This window comes from Kitasatospora sp. NPDC059646, assembly GCF_042734615.1.
Taxonomy (GTDB): domain Bacteria; phylum Actinomycetota; class Actinomycetes; order Streptomycetales; family Streptomycetaceae; genus Kitasatospora.
The window spans coordinates 1-16,706 of sequence record NZ_JBHWDS010000053.1; the positions used below are offsets into that span (position 1 = coordinate 1).

At 75.1% G+C, this 16,706-nt stretch carries 14 protein-coding genes; 12 read left to right on the forward strand and 2 right to left on the reverse strand.

Translation table 11 applies throughout. From position 1 onward, the window contains the following. The 9 genes from ACFV1L_RS29220 to ACFV1L_RS29260 all read left to right on the forward strand — a co-directional run. Positions 1-1,164 (forward strand): toxin glutamine deamidase domain-containing protein (locus tag ACFV1L_RS29220; RefSeq protein ID WP_380371355.1); only part of this gene is annotated, 1,164 nt, incomplete at its 5' end. Beyond that, the gene (locus tag ACFV1L_RS29225) at positions 1,161-2,438 is read left to right on the forward strand and encodes an SUKH-4 family immunity protein (RefSeq protein ID WP_380371358.1); all 1,278 of its coding nucleotides are present in this window, start codon (positions 1,161-1,163) and stop codon (positions 2,436-2,438) included. The genes ACFV1L_RS29220 and ACFV1L_RS29225, both read left to right, overlap by 4 nt. 49 nt (positions 2,439-2,487) lie before the next feature. After that, entirely contained in the window at positions 2,488-3,441 is a 954-nt protein-coding gene (locus ACFV1L_RS29230) for a Ppx/GppA family phosphatase (RefSeq protein WP_380371360.1), read from the forward strand. A gap of 622 nt (positions 3,442-4,063) precedes the next feature. Further along, positions 4,064-6,628 (forward strand): hypothetical protein, encoded by a 2,565-nt coding sequence (locus tag ACFV1L_RS29235; RefSeq protein ID WP_380371362.1) that lies wholly within the window; start codon positions 4,064-4,066, stop codon positions 6,626-6,628. Between the two features lie 205 nt (positions 6,629-6,833). Next, positions 6,834-7,646 carry a sugar phosphate isomerase/epimerase family protein gene (locus ACFV1L_RS29240; RefSeq protein ID WP_380371472.1) on the forward strand — a complete coding sequence of 271 codons (813 nt, stop codon included), beginning with the start codon at positions 6,834-6,836 and terminating at the stop codon, positions 7,644-7,646. Positions 7,647-7,703: 57 nt separating this feature from the next. Further along, positions 7,704-8,141 carry a VOC family protein gene (locus ACFV1L_RS29245; protein WP_380371364.1) on the forward strand — a complete coding sequence of 146 codons (438 nt, stop codon included), beginning with the start codon at positions 7,704-7,706 and terminating at the stop codon, positions 8,139-8,141. Further along, positions 8,138-8,893, forward strand: a complete 756-nt coding sequence (locus ACFV1L_RS29250) for a class I SAM-dependent methyltransferase (protein ID WP_380371367.1) — start codon at positions 8,138-8,140, stop codon at positions 8,891-8,893. Before ACFV1L_RS29245 ends, ACFV1L_RS29250 begins: the two co-directional genes overlap by 4 nt. Before the next feature lie 106 nt (positions 8,894-8,999). After that, positions 9,000-10,844, forward strand: coding sequence for a dihydroxy-acid dehydratase (gene ilvD / locus ACFV1L_RS29255; protein ID WP_380371369.1), 1,845 nt, complete (start codon positions 9,000-9,002; stop codon positions 10,842-10,844). 46 nt (positions 10,845-10,890) lie between these two features. Beyond that, positions 10,891-11,397 carry a hypothetical protein gene (locus ACFV1L_RS29260; RefSeq protein WP_380371372.1) on the forward strand — a complete coding sequence of 169 codons (507 nt, stop codon included), beginning with the start codon at positions 10,891-10,893 and terminating at the stop codon, positions 11,395-11,397. 7 nt (positions 11,398-11,404) lie between these two features. Here the strand turns inward: ACFV1L_RS29260 and ACFV1L_RS29265 are convergent, their stop codons facing one another. Both ACFV1L_RS29265 and ACFV1L_RS29270 read right to left on the reverse strand, forming a co-directional pair. Then, entirely contained in the window at positions 11,405-12,616 is a 1,212-nt protein-coding gene (locus ACFV1L_RS29265; RefSeq protein ID WP_380371375.1) for a hypothetical protein, read from the reverse strand. 66 nt (positions 12,617-12,682) lie between these two features. After that, the gene (locus ACFV1L_RS29270; RefSeq protein ID WP_380371377.1) at positions 12,683-13,111 is read right to left on the reverse strand and encodes a hypothetical protein; all 429 of its coding nucleotides are present in this window, start codon (positions 13,109-13,111) and stop codon (positions 12,683-12,685) included. Positions 13,112-13,828: 717 nt separating this feature from the next. Here ACFV1L_RS29270 and proC point away from each other — a divergent pair. The 3 genes from proC to ACFV1L_RS29285 all read left to right on the forward strand — a co-directional run bounded on the left by proC (position 13,829) and on the right by ACFV1L_RS29285 (position 16,674). Then, positions 13,829-14,656, forward strand: a complete 828-nt coding sequence (proC, locus tag ACFV1L_RS29275; protein WP_380371380.1) for a pyrroline-5-carboxylate reductase — start codon at positions 13,829-13,831, stop codon at positions 14,654-14,656. An 11-nt stretch (positions 14,657-14,667) separates the two neighbouring features. Further along, positions 14,668-15,318: an HAD family hydrolase gene (locus tag ACFV1L_RS29280; protein WP_380371382.1), complete on the forward strand. Its 651-nt coding sequence runs from the start codon at positions 14,668-14,670 to the stop codon at positions 15,316-15,318. A gap of 96 nt (positions 15,319-15,414) precedes the next feature. Next, a complete protein-coding gene (locus tag ACFV1L_RS29285; protein ID WP_380371474.1) occupies positions 15,415-16,674 on the forward strand; it encodes an MFS transporter in 1,260 nt (419 codons plus the stop codon). Positions 16,675-16,706: the final 32 nt, after the last annotated feature.

Genomic DNA, 16,706 nt, shown 5'->3' on the forward strand with positions numbered 1-16,706 from the left:
GCCCCGGGCGGCGCGGCCGGTGCCCCCGGCGCCCCGGGTGCGGCCGCAGGCGGCGCGGCGGGCACGCCCGGCGCCCCCGGTGCGGCCGCGGGCGCGGCGGTCGGCACGCCCGGTGCGAGCGGCCAGGGCGGTTCGGCGGCCGCGGTGGTCGGCGTTGGCCAGCACGCGGCGGACGGCCGCGCGGTGGCGGCCCGCCCGGTGACCGGACCCGTCCCGCCCGCGGGCGGCGGCGGCATCGGCCAGCACGCCCCCGGCGGCCCCGTCCGGCAGGAGCCGATGGCGGACGTCCGGCGGCCCGGCCCGGCCGACGAGTCCGGTGCGCCGGTGCACCAGGCGTCCGCCGCCTGGCTGGTGATCACCGGCGGCCGCGGCGGCGGCGCGGCCCGGCCCGGCTCCGCCGAGCAGGCGGTCCGCACCCTCGCCGACAGCCGCCCGTACGGGCTGCCCGGCGGGCTCGGCCCGGTCGACCCCGCGCACCAGGCCGAGGTGGTGCGCCGCACCCCCGCCCCGTACCCGGACCCGATGGTCGGCGAGTGGATCGAGGTCCTCAACGGCGGCGGCCCCGGCGAGAGCGGACGCGCCAACAACTGCGTGGACGTCGCCCTGTCGGCCGTCGACACCCTCGGCGGCGCCCCCACCTGCGCCGCGCCCCGGCTGCCCGACGGCCCGGCCGGCGAACGCGGCGGCCGGGACCGCGCCGAACTCGAACTCGGCACCCACTTCCTCGACCTGGGCGACGGCGACGAGGCCCACGGCAAGCTCGGCCAGGCGCTGCTCGCGCACGGCACCGGCACCCGCGCGGTGCTGCTCACCGTCGACGCCTTCGGCCGCTCGCACACCTGGAACGCCGTCAACCACAAGGGCGTGCTCAGCTACCTCGACCACCAGACCGGCTACGCCGCGCCGACCCCGCTCTACCCGGCCGACCACGGCCTGTGGGCGATCGCCGTGGACGCCGCCGACCGGCCGATCGACCTGACCGCCCCGCTGCCCGCCACCGTCGCCGTCCCGGCCGGCGGCCCCGCCGCGGCGGCCGGGCCCGAGCCGGTGCCGGCCACGGTCGGCGGCCCCGCCGAGGAACCGGCCGCCGAGGAGCGGCCCGTGGCAGCGCCGCCGCGCTCCCGTCTCACCATCCACCGCACCACCGGGAGCACCAGCCGATGATCACCCGCGAACAGGCCCTCGCCACCGCCCACCGCTGGGTCAACGGCGACCTCCCGCAGGAGGGTTCACGGCCTGTCAGGTGCCACGAGTTCGACCTCGGCTGGGTGCTCTGGCCGGAGCCCGCGCCGATCCTCACCGACCCGCTCACGGGGGCGCGCCGCGCCCCCGAGGAGATCGGCGCGGCCTGCGCCGTCGTCGACCGGGTCAGCGGCGAACTCACCGTCTTCCCGTCCGTCCCGGTGCCCGAGGTGGAGCGGCTCTACCGCGACCGCCTCGGCGCCGGCAGCCACAACCCGGCCCTGCCGCCGGTCACCGGCCCCGGCACCCGGGCCGTGATCGGCTACCGGGACGACAAGGGCGCCACCCGCTCGCTGACCGTGCACTCCGCGCACGGCCACCCGCACCCCGCGCTGCGCGCCTGGCAGCAGCTGTCCGCGCAGGGCGTCGCGCTGGAGAACCTGATCGCGCTCCGCACCGACCTGCGGCTGTCGATGCTCCCCGGCGGTTACTGGGAGCACGTCATCGCGGCCCGGCTGCCCGGCGTCCGGATCGAGTTCGAGCAGCCGTACGGGCCGCGCCACGACCACCGGGCGGCCGCCGTCCGGGCCCTGGTCGCCCGCAGCGGCCGCCACTACAACCGGGTGCCGTTCCCGCTCGCCGTGCCGCCCGCCCAGCCCGAGGACGAGACCGGCCTCGGGAAGCGGCTGACCGGACTGTTCGGCGAGGACGGCGTGCACCGCTTCGAGCAGGCCGCGGTGCTCGCCGCCGACCTGCCCGAGCCCGCCGCCCGCGCCCTGCAGCGCACCGGGCTGCCGCGCACCGTCCCCGGGTTCTTCGCCCTCCACCTGCCCGAGGGCGACGGCATCGCCGAACAGGCCGGACCCGTCCTGCCCGACCTGGCCGAGCACCTCGCCGCGCTCGGCCGCGGCCGCCGCACCACCGCCGCGGCCCGCGCCGCGCTGCTCGGCCAGCGGCTGCTCGGCTCGGACGGCTGGGCGCTGTTCACCGTCGACACCGCGCAGGGCCGGATCCGCGCCGTCGACCCCGACACCGGCGAGGCCCGCTACACCAACACCGACCTCACCGCCTTCACCCGCTGCCTCGCGCTGCTCGCCGAGCGCTACCCGCGCCTGCGCGACCTGCCGCCCGAGCAGGCCGGCCCCGCCGTCGCCGAGTTCCAGTGGGCGCTGGCCGCCCTGGACCGGACCGCGCTGCGCGACCCGGAGAACTGGTGGGCCGTCGTCGTCGAGCAGCTCTGGGACGGAATGCTGTGACCCCGCCCGCACCCCGGGCGGTCACCGGGTTGGGCTAGGTTGGACGGTCATGCGACTCGGTGTGCTCGACGTAGGCTCCAACACCGTCCACTTCCTCGTGGTGGACGCCCACCCCGGCGCGGCCCCGCTGCCCGCCTACTCCCACAAGGCGGACCTGCGCCTCGCCGAGCTGCTGGACGAGGACGGGGCGATCAGCCCCGTCGGCATCGAGCGGCTGGTGTCCATGGTCGCGTCCTCGCTGCGGGTCGCCGAGGACAAGGGCGTCGTCGACCTGCTGCCGTTCGCCACCTCCGCCGTCCGGGAGGCCGCCAACGGCGAGGAGGTGCTGCGCCGGGTCCAGGACGAGACCGGCGTCGCCCTCACCGTGCTGTCCGGCCAGGACGAGGCCCGGCTGACTTTCCTCGCCGTCCGCCGGTGGTTCGGCTGGTCCTCCGGCCGGCTGCTCAACCTCGACATCGGCGGCGGCTCCCTGGAGATCGCCTGCGGCCTCGACGAACAGCCCGACGTCGCCACCTCCCTGCCGCTCGGCGCCGGCCGGCTCACCTCCCGCCTGCCCGGCGACGTCGCCGACCCGGGCGACCTGCGCGAACTGCGGCGGCACATCCGCGCCGAGATCGCCGGCACGGTCGGCGACATCGCCCGGCTCGGCGCCCCCGACCACTCGGTGGCCACCTCCAAGACGTTCAAGCAGCTGGCCCGGATGACCGGCGCCGCCCCCGAGGGCGCCGGCGTCCGCGTCCCCCGCAAGCTCACCCGGGCCGGCCTCTCCGCCTGGCTGCCCCGCCTCGCCGCGATGACGCCCGCCGAACGCGCCCAGATCCCCGGCGTCTCCCTCGGCCGCGCCCGCCAACTGCTGGCCGGCGCGCTGGTCGCCGACGCCGCCATGGACCTGTTCGGCCTGGAGGAACTGGACATCTGCCCGTGGGCGCTGCGCGAGGGCATCATCCTGCGCCGCCTCGACACCATGGACGGCCAGGACAACCGGGTCGCGATCGAGGCGTAGCCGGCCGACGGCGAATCAACTCCTGCTCTCCCATCGGCAATTCGCATGCGAGCCGCTAGGATCCGGGGGTTTCGGGGAGAGCGTTCGTTCGGGGGGTCGCGTGTCCGTGCCGTTTTCCGGTCGCCGAAGAGGGCTGCGCCGGGTCGCCGTGGTCGGCGGACTGCTGGTCCTCGCCGTGCTGGTGTCGCTGGCCGTGCTGCTTCCGGGCCGGGACGGGAGGCCGACGGCGTCCGGGACCGCCCTCCCCGCGTCGGCGGCTCCGGTCCCGTCCGCCGCCGCGACGCCCGGTGCCGGGGCGGGCCCGGCTCCGTCGCCGTCCGCCGCCTCGGACGTTCCGGCATCTCCGGAGCCCTCCGACGGGGCGACGGACGACGGATCGTCCGGCTCCACCGGATCCGGGAGCGGGAGCCGGACCGTCCCGGCCGGCGGCCGCGGATCCGCGGCGACCCACGGGCCCACGCCGAAGCCCGGCGCGACGCCCGCCCGCACGCCGTCCGACAGCCCCGGCCCCACTCCGACCGGATCGTCGCCGTCGCCGTCCGGTTCCGCCTCGCCGTCGCCCAGCCCCTCGCCGTCGTCCTCGCCCTCGCCCGGCGCGTGCCCCGCCGGGCTGGAGCCCCAGGTGGTGGTGGACTGCCGGGTCGCCCCGCGCACGACGGCGCAGTTCGACCTCCGGTCGGCGCGGCCGCACGACCTGGTGATGGTCCGGGTGTCCGGCGCGCTGTACGGCACGGCACCGCAGCTGTTCGGCCCGAACGGCAAGCGGGTCGCGTGCGTCAGCCCGCTCGACCCCTCCGACCGCGGCCGGATCCGGTGCGCGACGGACGGGGCCGGCCCGTACACGCTGCGGCTGGAGAACACGAGTTCCGAGACCCTGTCGATCGCGCTGTCGTACCTGCCGGTGCTCTCCACCGACACGTGCGTGGGCGTCGGCGCCGCCGACCTGTCGCCGGCCTCGCCCGCCCTGTTCCGGGGCAGTGTGCCGGCCGGCCTGGCGGGCACCTGCTACCGGACCGGTTTCGCCTCCGGCGACCTGATGCGGCTGACCGGCTCCGGCCTCGACGCGAGCGTGTTCGACGCCACCGGCGCGCAGGTCTGCCGGTCCGGCAACACGTACGCGGACTGCCGGCTGACCGGCGCCGCCCCGTACCGGGTGGTGGTCGAGGCCGGCTGGGGCGACGAGCGCGGGGGCTACCAGCTGACCCTGTCGCGGCTGTCGCGGCCGGACGACTGCCCGGTGGTCGAGCCGCAGGCGTTCGGGACGGCCCCCGACCTGACGGACACCACCCGCTGCCGGATCCTGCGGGTGCCCGCCGACGGCCGCTACCTGTTCCGCGGGACGGGCGAGATCGGCGACAAGCGCGGCTTCCTCTACCGCGCCGACGCGCTCCGCCGCGGGGAGGCCACCGCGCTCTGCCCGACCCGGGACTGCGACCTCACCGCCGGCGACTACGTCTACACGCTGGATCCGAGCACCTACTCGGTCCCCTACGCGATGGTCCTCCACTCGGTCACCGAGACCCGCGGCTGCACCGTCGGCCGGGACGACCAGATGGCCTCCGGCGCTCCCGTCGAGAACTTCGGCGCCGCCGGGCGGGACCGCTGCCGGACCCTGCCGACCGCGTCCGGCGAAGCGCTCTACGTGCTGAACGGAACGGCCACCGGCGGGACGGCGCGCTACCGCGTGCTGGACGCCGCCGGCGCCGAGCAGTGCCGGGGCTTCACCGTCAACGACACGTACCAGGTGTGCCGGCTGACCGGTGCCGCCCCGTTCCGGCTGGTGGCGGACGCCCGGGGCGCGTTCGACCACCGCCTGCTGGTCCAGCGGGTCGGCGAGACGGCCGGCTGCACGCCGTGGGCGGCCTCCGCGTACGGCACCGGCAGCGGCGTCCGCACCGGCCTGTCCGGGCGGCCGGCCGACGGCGCGCTGGAGAACTGCTTCGCCGTCCCGGCCGACCACCCGGCGGTCGAACTGGTCGGCTACCGGCTGGCGGGGCCGCAGTACGGCTCGGTGCTGCACCTGGTCGACCCGTCGGGCACCGAGTTCTGCACGATCGTGTCCGGCCGGACCGGCACCTGCCGGCCGCCGGCCGGCCGGCCGTACACCGCGGTGCTGACCAACGGCCTCGGCCGGGTCGACTTCACCGTGGTCCGCCGGGACGCCACCCCGGCGGCCGCCTGCGACCTGCCCGCCGCCTCGGGCCGGATCGGCAGCCCGTCGGCCGGCTTCACCTTCGACAGCTCCGTCGACGCGCACTGCACCACCTTCGACGCGGCCGCCGCCGACCTGTTGCAGGTGAGCACCCACGCCGGCACCGACCAGGCGATCGCCCGGGTGACCGTGGTGGACGCCGAGGGCCGGCGGTCGTGCAGCACCTGGGAGGCCGACTGCCGGGTCACCGGCTCCACCCGCTACCTCGCCGCGGTCGCCTCGGACGACCCGCTCGGCCGGGTCCCGTTCCCGGGCGGCCTGGACGTCTGGCGGCTGGCCACCGCGGCGGGCTGGGCGCCCGAGTGCGCCGCCCACCCGGTCTCCGCCGACGGCTTCGCGCCGCTGAGCGGGACGCTCAGCGACGACTCCCCGCTCTACTGCGCGGTGCTGGAGATGCAGCCGGGCCGGCGGCTGGACGTCGCCGCCGCCGTCGACGACGACCTGTTCGGGGCGCGGCTGACCGTGGCCGGCCGGGAGAACTGGGCCGACGACGACACCGCCTACACCTGCGCGCGGGACCTCGCGTTCTCCGCGATCTCCACCGTGTGTACCTACCGCGGCACCGGCACCGGGCACGCCGTCCTGCTGTTCAGCCCGGGCCGGGCGCACCTGCCGCTGGCCTTCACGCTGCAGGGCGCCCGGCCGGGCACCGGCACCGCGCGCAGCGGCGTCCCGGAGGCGCTCACCCCGTCCTCGGGGACCGGCGGCAGCTACGTCGAGGCGACCGTCCGCGGCACCGGGCTCAGCCTCAACTCGCAGCTGAAGCTGCGCAGCCGGGACGTCTGGTGCGGCGACCTGGAGATGCGCCCGCTGCGGGTGAACGCGGACGGCACCGAGCTGCAGGTCCGGATCGACGTGCTGCGCCGCTGCGCCGGCAGCTTCGACCTGGTGGTCGAGGGCGTCACGTACCGGAAGGGCGTCCCTGTGCCCGGCTACCTGCCCGACGCGTTCACGGTGGTCGCCCCGGCGGGGTGAGCTTCCCCACCGGGCGCGGAACCCGTCGGGCACGCGCGATGCGCTTAACCTGGTTCGCGTGGCGGACACAGCGGACGAGCGAAAGCCGAGGCGCGGCCCTCTGCCGTTGAAGGCGGCGAGGGCCGCCCGCGCGGCACGGCGGAAGCTGGAGCGGCCGCCGCTGCTGCGGACCACCGACCGGCTGGTGCTGCCCCCGCACCCCGCGCTGCACGTGCCGGACACCAAGGTCGCGCTGTCGACGGCGTCGGTGTACCCGTCGACCACCGAGACGGCGTTCGAGCTGGCGTCCCGGCTGGGGTACGACGGTGTCGAGGTGATGGTCTGGAACGACCCGGTCAGCCAGGACGTAGAGGCGCTGCGCCGGCTCTCCGACACGTACGAGGTGCCGATCCTCGCGGTGCACGCGCCGTGCCTGCTGATCACCCAGCGGGTGTGGAGCACCGACCCGTGGACGAAGCTGGTGCGGGCCCGGAAGGCGGCCGAGCGGCTGGGGGCGGACGCCGTGGTGGTGCACCCGCCGTTCCGCTGGCAGCGGCAGTACGCGAAGGAGTTCGTGGCCGGCATCGACCGGATGGCGGGGGAGACCCCGATCCGGTTCGCGGTGGAGAACATGTACCCGTGGCGCTACCGGGACCGCGAGATGCTGGCCTACGCGCCGGGCTGGGACGTCACCGAGGAGGCGTACCGGCACTTCACCGTCGACCTGTCGCACGCGGCGACCTCCCGGGTGGACGCGCTGGACCTGGTCGACCGGATGGGGGACCGGCTGGCGCACGTGCACCTGGCGGACGGCTCCGGATCCGGGAAGGACGAGCACCTGATCCCGGGGCGCGGCAAGCAGCCGTGCGCGGAACTGCTGGAGCACCTGGCCCGGACCGGCTTCGACGGGCACGTGGTGCTGGAGGTCAACACCCGCAAGTCCGGCAGCCCCGCCGACCGGGAGGCGGACCTCGCCGAGGCGCTCGCCTTCACCCGCCTGCACCTGGCGGCGGTCCGGCCCGCGCCGCCCGCGCCCTGAGAACGCGCGTTCGCAGAACGGCGGACAGCGCGGCGGACCGGGCCTAGAGTCGGTTCCATGATCACCCCGACCGAAGGCGTGCCCGGCCCCGCCACCCACGTCCGGCTGGCCCGCCCGTCCCGCGACCTGGCCGCCGCCGAGCGGTTCTACGTCGACGGCCTCGGCCTGTCGGTGCTGTGGCGCAGCACCGAGCGCCGGCCCGGCGCGCACGACCTGCTGATGCTCGGATTCCCGGACGGCGCCTGGCACTTCGAACTGGCCCTCGACCCGGACGACCCGGTCGCGCCGACCCCGACCGTCGAGGACCTGTTCGTGCTCTACCTGGGCGGACCGGTCGACGACGCCCTGGTCGAGCGCCTGGTCGCGGCGGGCGGGCGCCGGGTGCCCGCGCACAACCCGTACTGGGACGAGTTCGGGGTCACGGTGGTGGATCCGGACGGGTACGGCCTGGTGCTGTGCTCGCGCACCTGGGGACGACGGGAGACGAATCGATGAGTGACCAGCAGGCGCACGCGAACTCCTTCGGCGCGGTCGCGGCCGAGTACAACGCGGCCCGGCCGTCCTACCCGGCCGAGCTGTTCGACGCCCTGGAGCGGCTGTCCGGCCGCCCGCTGGCCGGCGCCGACGTGCTGGACGTCGGCGCCGGCACCGGCATCGCCACCCGGCTGCTGGCCGGCCGCGGCGCCCGGGTGGTCGCGGTCGAGCCCAGCGACGGCATGGCCGCGGTGCTCCGCGAGGTCAGCCCCGGGCTGCCCGTGGTGAAGGCCGGCGGCGACGAACTGCCGTTCCACGACGCCTCGGTGGACCTCGTCACCTACGCGCAGGCGTTCCACTGGACCGACCCGGACCGCTCCGTCCCGGAGGCCCTGCGGGTGCTGCGCCCGGGCGGGGCGCTGGCGGTCTGGTGGAACATCAAGGACTACGGGACGCCCTGGCTGGCCGCCCACCAGGAGCGGATGGCGGCCACCCTGCCCGGCTACCACTACTACGGCGGGGTGATCGCCGGGCACGAGAAGTTGACCGGGGCCGGCCTGGAGGTCCGCGCGGCCACGGTGCGCTGGGAGCGGCAGGTGACGGTCGACCAGGTGATCACCGACCTGACCTCCCGTTCGTACGTCGCGGTGCTGGCCCCGGAGCGGCGCGCGCCGATCCTGGCCGCCGAGCGGGAGGCGCTGCTCGCCGATTTCCCGGACGGGAAGCTGGTCGAGCCGTACCGGCTGGAGCTGTACGTCGCCCCGAAGCCGTAGCTCCGACGCCCGCCCGCGCTGACCGCATCGCGGACACCTGGTCCGGATCGGGTCGGCGCGGGCGTAGGCTCGACGAACCCCGAAAGTTCCCGAAGGAGCGGCTCCGATGCCCCAGCTGAGGTCCAACACGGTCACCCAAGGTCGCAACATGGCGGGCGCGCGCGCCCTTCTGCGCGCCGCGGGCGTAGCCCGGGAGGACTTCGGCAAGCCGATCATCGCGGTCGCCAACTCCTTCACCGAGTTCGTCCCCGGCCACACCCACCTGCAGCCGGTCGGCCGGATCGTCTCCGAGGCGATCAAGCAGGCGGGCGGCATCCCGCGCGAGTTCAACACCATCGCGGTCGACGACGGCATCGCGATGGGCCACAACGGCATGCTCTACTCGCTGCCCTCCCGCGACCTGATCGCCGACTCGGTCGAGTACATGGTCAACGCGCACTGCGCCGACGCCCTGATCTGCATCTCCAACTGCGACAAGATCACCCCGGGCATGCTGATGGCCGCGCTGCGCCTGAACATCCCCACCGTGTTCGTCTCCGGCGGCCCGATGGAGGCCGGCCAGGCCACCCTGGTCGACGGCACCGTCCGCAAGCTCGACCTGGTCGACGCCATCTCCCAGGCGGTGAACGAGAACGTCTCCGACGCGGACATCTCGATCATCGAGGAGAACGCCTGCCCGACCTGCGGCTCCTGCTCCGGCATGTTCACCGCCAACTCGATGAACTGCCTGACCGAGGCGATCGGCCTGTCGCTGCCCGGCAACGGCTCCGTGCTGGCCACCCACACCGCCCGCCGCGCCCTGTACGAGCAGGCCGGCCGGACGGTCGTCGACATCACCAACCGCTACTACGGCGGCGACGACGAGTCCGTGCTGCCGCGCAACATCGCCACCCGCGCCGCGTTCGAGAACGCGATGGCGCTGGACATCGCGATGGGCGGCTCCACCAACACGATCCTGCACCTGCTGGCCGCCGCCCAGGAGGCCGGGGTCGACTTCGACATGCGGGCCATCGACGCGATCTCGCGCAAGGTGCCGTGCCTGTCCAAGGTCGCCCCGAACGGCAAGTACTACATGGAGGACGTGCACCGGGCGGGCGGCATCCCCGCCATCCTCGGCGAGCTGTACCGCGGCGGGCTGCTCAACGAGGAGGTGCACACCGTGCACTCCGACTCGCTCGCCGAGTGGCTCAAGACCTGGGACGTGCGCGGCGGTTCGCCGTCCGAGCAGGCCGTCGAGCTGTGGCACGCCGCCCCCGGCTGCGTGCGCTCCGCCGAGGCGTTCAGCCAGTCCGAGCGCTGGGACACCCTGGACACCGACGCCGTCGGCGGCTGCATCCGCAGCGTCGAGCACGCCTACTCGGTCGAGGGCGGCCTGGCCGTGCTGTACGGCAACATCGCCGAGGACGGCTGCGTGGTGAAGACCGCCGGCGTGGACGAGTCGATCTGGCGCTTCCGCGGCAAGGCCGTGGTCTGCGAGTCCCAGGACGAGGCGGTCGAGAAGATCCTCGCCAAGCAGGTCACCGAGGGCGACGTGGTGGTGATCCGCTACGAGGGCCCCAAGGGCGGCCCGGGCATGCAGGAGATGCTCTACCCGACGTCCTTCCTGAAGGGCCGCGGCCTGGGCAAGGCCTGCGCGCTGATCACCGACGGCCGGTTCTCCGGCGGCACCTCCGGGCTGTCCATCGGCCACATCTCGCCGGAGGCCGCGTCCGGCGGCGCCATCGCGCTGGTCCGCGACGGCGACCCGATCACCATCGACATCCCGGCCCGCACGATCAGCCTCGACATCTCCTTCGAGGAGCTGCACGAGCGCCGGGTCGAGCTGGAGGCCGCCGGCGGCTACCGCCCGAAGAACCGCGACCGCCAGGTCTCGGCCGCCCTCAAGGCGTACGCGGCGATGGCCACCTCCGCCGACAAGGGCGCCGTCCGGGACGTCTCCAAGCTCGGCTGAGGCGCGTCGGCCCGGGCGGGCGACCCGTCGTGGTGATAATCGGACCGTGACGACGACGACCACCGGCGACGGAGCGCCCGCCCCCGAGCCGATCCGCTTCTTCGGCACCACCTGGGTCGACCGCGGCGCCGCCTACTGGCTGCGCCGCGTCCTGGTGTCGCTCGGCGCCCTGGCGGCCACCGCCGCCGGGGCGCTCCTGCTGCGCCTGGGCGTCTCCGGGGTCCGGCTCTCCGACGCCGCCTGGCTCTCCCTGCTGCTGATGCTCGCCATCGGCGTCTGCACCGCCCTCGCGGGCCTGCGCACCTGGAAGATCCTCACCGAGGGCCGCACCTCCCTCACCGGCTGGATGGCCGAGGACAGGTCACTGGCCGGCGTCTGGCTGATCGGCTCCGTCGGCGCCCTGGCCGCCTACTTCCTGCGCAGCCTGGTGGAAGCCCCCGGCGAGGGCCTCCGACGGGCCGTCCACGACCAGCGGACCGCCACCTGGCAGCGCCGCCGGGCCGCCCGCGCGGAGCGCGACGCCCGCAAGGCGGCCCGGCGGCGGACCGGCTGATCCCGCCTCAACTACGGCTGACGGCCCCGCACCTGCCACTCGTGTCCAAGGGGCGGTGCCAGTCGTACGGGTCCGTGGTCGGGCCGTCGGACGGGCGGGCGCTGCCCGTGGCGCGGGCCGCGAGGAACGACGGCCGCAGGAAGCCGCCGTTGAACCCGCACTCGTTGTTGCCCAGGTCGCTGTACCAGTGGGTCGGCGTCAACTTTCCGCGCTTGACCTGGAACCGCGACGGATCGGCGAACCGGAAGTCGATCGCGCGGCGGACGATCTCCCGCTCCACGTCCACCGGCGCCGGGTCGTCCTGAACCCAGCCCACCGGCTTCGCCGCGCCCGCCCCGCCGTCCGGAACCGGCTGTCCGGGCCGGGACGGCTGCGCGGACGGCGTCACGGCCTTCCCCACCTCCGGGCCGGGCCGCACCGCGTACACGAAGGTCACGTCGGCGTGCACCAGCAGCCCCTGGTCGCCGTCACCCTCGAACGTCACCAGGCCCTGCACCTTGACCTGATCGGTCACCGGCACCGCCCACGCCGGATCGAAGCGGCTCACCCAGTTCGCCGGGTCGTGCTCGGCGCTCGGCCGGGCCAGCTCCTGCGCCAACTCGTCGCCCGCCGCCGGGTTCAACAGGTCCAGCGCCGCCTGCGGACGCCCGCCCGCCAGCACCTTCGGATCCATGTTGGTCGCCACCAGGAACGACTTCACCAGCGCCAGGCTCGCCGCCACCTGTTCCTGGCCGAACACGCCGACCGCGGCCGCCGGCGGCAGCGCCAGCCCGTCCGGCCCGGCCGGCCAGGCGTCGGCCGGCGAACCCGCCCACGGCCGCTCCGGCGTCGCCCGCTCCGGCGCGACGGTCGGCGGCGGACCGCTGGGCGCGGCCGTCGCCGCCCCCAGCGACGGCAGCGCCGACGACTTCGGCGCCCGCTCCGACCCGCCGCCGAACGCCAGCAGACCCCCTACCAGCGCCAACGGCACCGCCACCAGCAGCAGCACCCGGCCCGCCCGACGGCGGCGCGGCCGGCGAAGCTCGGTGACGGGCCGCCAGGCCTCCTCCGGCTGCGGCGGGTTGCGCTTCCAACGCTCCGTCAGCATCCGGGCCCGGCCGGACGCCTCCTTCACCTTCGCGGCGCGGACGAACTCCTCGTCCAGCACCAGCCCCTCGAAGGGGTCCCCCTGTTGTCCGGGATCGCCGTGCTCCGGCCCCGGCTCGTCAATGGTCGGCACGGCCGGAAGTATGCCGACCACCGCCGACACGCCCGACACCGGGGGCCGGCTCCCGGGCCGCGCGCCCTACGACCGGCGGGCCGCCTTCACCGAGCCCACCACGCCCGCCACCACCAGCAGCACCCCGGCCGGCAGCAAGGACGTGAACAGCGCCCCGAACAGGCCCCAACTGCCCAGCAGCCACAGCGCGAAGGTGTTCAGCACCAGCAGCGCCCCGGCCGCCGGCAGCGCCGACTGCCACGGATGCTCGTCCGCCCACCGGCGCAGCCGCCGGTCGCCGGTCGCCCGCAGCCGGCCGCCGACCGTGCCGACCAGGAAGAAGAAGAACAGGGCCAGGCCCACCGGCCCCGCCAGGATGTCCATCGACCAGTGGCCGGTGACCACGTCCACCGCGAGCGCGGCGCCACCGACCACCGCCCCCACCGCCGTCGCCGTCCGCCACGGCCCGAGCGTCGCCGCGGCGACGGCGACCTGGCGGCTCTCACGTCCTGACAACTCTCCGTGTCCCATGCCTCCACGGTGCTCCTCGACCGCCCCGGAATCCAGTGTCCGGGCCCCTGAGATTCCCCCTACGGGCCAACGCCCCACCCGGCAGGTGACGCCCTGTGGGCCCCGCCCGCCCCACTGGCCCGATGGCACCGACCGCGCACGACTTCGCAAGGCTCGACGACTCCCCGTGGTTCGACCGGTGCCGCCGCGACGGCTACGCCTTCACCCCGCAGCAGGTGCTGGGCACCCTCGGCGCCGTCCCGCCGGGCGACGGCGGCGACCGGGCGCCGCTGCCCGCCCTCGACAATGGCGTCGGCCGCTACCTGCCGGCCCGCTCCGCGGGCGGCACCACCGTCACCGGCGACAGCAACGGCGGCAAGCCCGGGCACCGGCTCCACCACTGCCGCGACGGCGAACTGCTCACATCCTTCGAACAGCCCGAGTGGGCCCCAGGGCAGTGCCCCACGCCCTCGACGACCCGCTGCGCGAGGTCGGCCGGCCCACCGAGCCCGTCGCCGGACCGCACTCGGCGTTCTTCGCGCCCGCCGGACGGCCCGCCGGCGTCCGGATCACCGAAGAAACCGTCCGCGACGCCGAGTTCGTCCTCGGCGTCGTCCCCGACGAGGACGCCGACCGACCGCCCGCAGGATGGACGCCTCCGCCGGAGCGGAGGCGTTCCGGGGCAAGATGGCGGCCAGGAACCGCAGCGCACGGAGGGCGTCCATGAGCAACACCACCACCGCCGGCCAGAAGATCGCCTTCCTCGGCACCGGAAAGATCGGCGAAGCGCTGCTCTCCGGCCTGCTGCGGGCCGGCGCCGACCCGGCCGACGTCCTGGTCACCGCCCGCCGCCCGGAGCGCGCCACCGAACTCGCCGACCGCTACGGCGTCACCACCGTCGGCAACGCCGAGGCCGCCAAGCTCGCCGACACCCTGATCCTCGCCGTCAAGCCGCAGGACATGGGCACCCTGCTCGACGAACTCGCCGAACACGTCGCCGCCGACAAGCTGATCGTCTCCGCCGCCGCCGGCATCCCCACCGCCTGGTTCGAGGAGCGCCTCGCCCCCGGCACCCCGGTGGTCCGCGTCATGCCCAACACCCCCGTCCTGGTGGACGAGGGCATGAGCGTCATCTCCGGCGGCTCGCACGCCACCGAGGCCCACCTGGCCCGCACCGAGGCGATCTTCCGCTCGGTCGGCAAGGCGCTGCGCGTCCCCGAGAGCCAGCAGGACGCCGCCACCGCCCTGTCCGGCTCCGGCCCCGCCTACTTCTACTTCCTGGTCGAGGCGATGATCGACGCCGGCATCCTGCTCGGCCTGCCCCGCCAGGTCGCCCACGAGCTGATCGTGCAGTCCGCGATCGGCGCCTCGGTGATGCTCCGCGACTCCGGCGAACACCCCGTCAAGCTCCGCGAGGCCGTCACCTCCCCGGCCGGCACCACCATCGCCGCCATCCGCGAACTGGAGAACCACGGCGTCCGGGCCGCGCTCCTCGGCGCCCTCGAAGCCGCCCGGGACCGCTCCCGCGAACTGGCCACCGGCGGAAAGTAGGCTGCCGCGACATGAGCTACGACCTGCTGATCCTCGACAACGACGGCGTGCTGGTGGACAGCGAGCCGATAGCCAACCGGGTGCTCGCCGAGTACCTCACCGAACTCGGCTTCCCCACCACCGTCGAGGACTCCTACCGCGACTTCATGGGCACCGCCGCGCACCACGTCCACGACGTGGTCGCCGAACGCTTCGGAGCCACCCTCCCCGAAGGCTTCGACGACCTCTTCCACGACCGGGTGTTCGCCGCCTTCGAGACCGAACTCCGGCCCGTGCACGGCGCGGAGAAGTTCCTGACGCGCGTCCAGGAGCGCGGCATCCGCTACTGCGTCGCCTCCTCCGCCCACCACTCCTGGATCCGCACCGCGCACCGCCTCACCGGCCTGTCCGGCCACTTCACCGACGAACTGCTGTTCTCCGCCCAGGACGTCGGCATCGGCAAGCCCGCCCCCGACCTGTTCCTGCACGCCGCCCGCACCATGGGCGCCGACCCGGCCCGCTGCCTCGTCCTGGAGGACACCCGCAACGGCGTGCTGGCCGCCCGCGCCGCCGGCATGGACGTCTACGGCTACGCGGCGCTCACCGACCCCGAGCAGCTCACCGCCGCCGGAGCCACCGGCCTCTACACCGACCTGGAACGGGCGATCGACCTGCTGAACTGATCGCGTCCGACCCCTCCCGCCGACGCCGCTCACCCCCTACGCTCTGGCCAACGTCCTTCGTACCGGCCGGTAGCGTCGGTGGTGAGCGAGGTCCCGATGCAGGTCACGGCCATGGCCGACCCCACCCCGCGACTCCGGCAGGCACGCGCCGCACTCGCCCTGTCCTTCCTCCTCCAGGGCACCACCTTCGCCCTGCTGGTCACCTGCATCCCCGAACTCCAGGACCGCTACGGCCTCAGCGACTCCCTGCTGCCGGTCTTCCTCGCCGCCGTCCCGATCCTGGCCGGCGTCGGCTCCATCGGCTCCGAGACGCTGGTCAAGCGCACCACCGCCCGCGGCGTCCTGCGCGTCGTCCAGCCCGCCCTCTGCCTCACCCTCGCGCTCACCGGCCTGGGCAGCCGGCTGTGGGAACTCGCCGTCGCGCTCGGCCTGTTCGGCCTCCTCGTCGGCGCCCTCGACGCGTCCATGAACATGCTCGGCGTCGGCCTCCAGCACCGCTACGGCCGCAGCATCATGATCGGCTTCCACGCCGCGTTCAGCCTCGGCGGCATCCTCGGCGCCGTGATCGCCGGCCTCGGCGCGCACTGGGACGCCGGACTGCCCGTCCTGTTCGGCGGCGCCGCGATCGTCCTCGTCCCCGCCGCCCTCGTCGTCGGCCGCCGGTTCGCCGGCCCCGCCGAACTCGGCGACGCCGTCCGGGAAGCCGCCGAACTCGCCGCCCGCCGCGTCCCCTGGCGGCCGCTGCTCCCGCTGTGCGCCGCCATGGCCTTCGCCTACATCGCGGACGCCTCGGTCTCCAACTACAGCGTCAAGTACCTCACCGACGGCCTCGGCAGCCGCGAGGACCTCGCGAAGCTCTCCTACCTCGGCTACATGGTCGCCATGCTGCTCGGCCGCGCCGTCGGCGACCGCGCCGTCCAGCGCTTCGGCGCGATGCCCGTCGTCCGCGCCGGAGCGAGCCTGGCCGGCGCCGGCTTCCTGATCGCCGCCCTCGCCCCCGCCGGCTGGACCGGCATCCTCGGCTTCACCGTCCTCGGCTTCGGCATCTGCGCGATCATCCCCCAGGTCTTCGCCGCCGGCGGCCGGCTCCTCCCGCACGCGAGCGACGCCGCCGTCGCCCGCCTCAACCTCTTCAACTACGCCGGCTTCCTGATCGGCTCCCCCCTGGTCGGCACCCTCGCCGAACTCTCCAGCTACCGCTGGGCCTTCTGCGCCCCCATGCTCCTGATCCTCGCCATCCTCCCGCTGGCCCGGCACTTCGCCCCGACCGGCGAGCAGCGGATCCCGGACCAGGGACGCGAGGAACTGCGCGGAGCCGCAGTCGGCCCGGGGAAAGACCGCGTCACCCCGCAATGACGTGCACGGGGGCGCGCCGCCGCCGGATACCG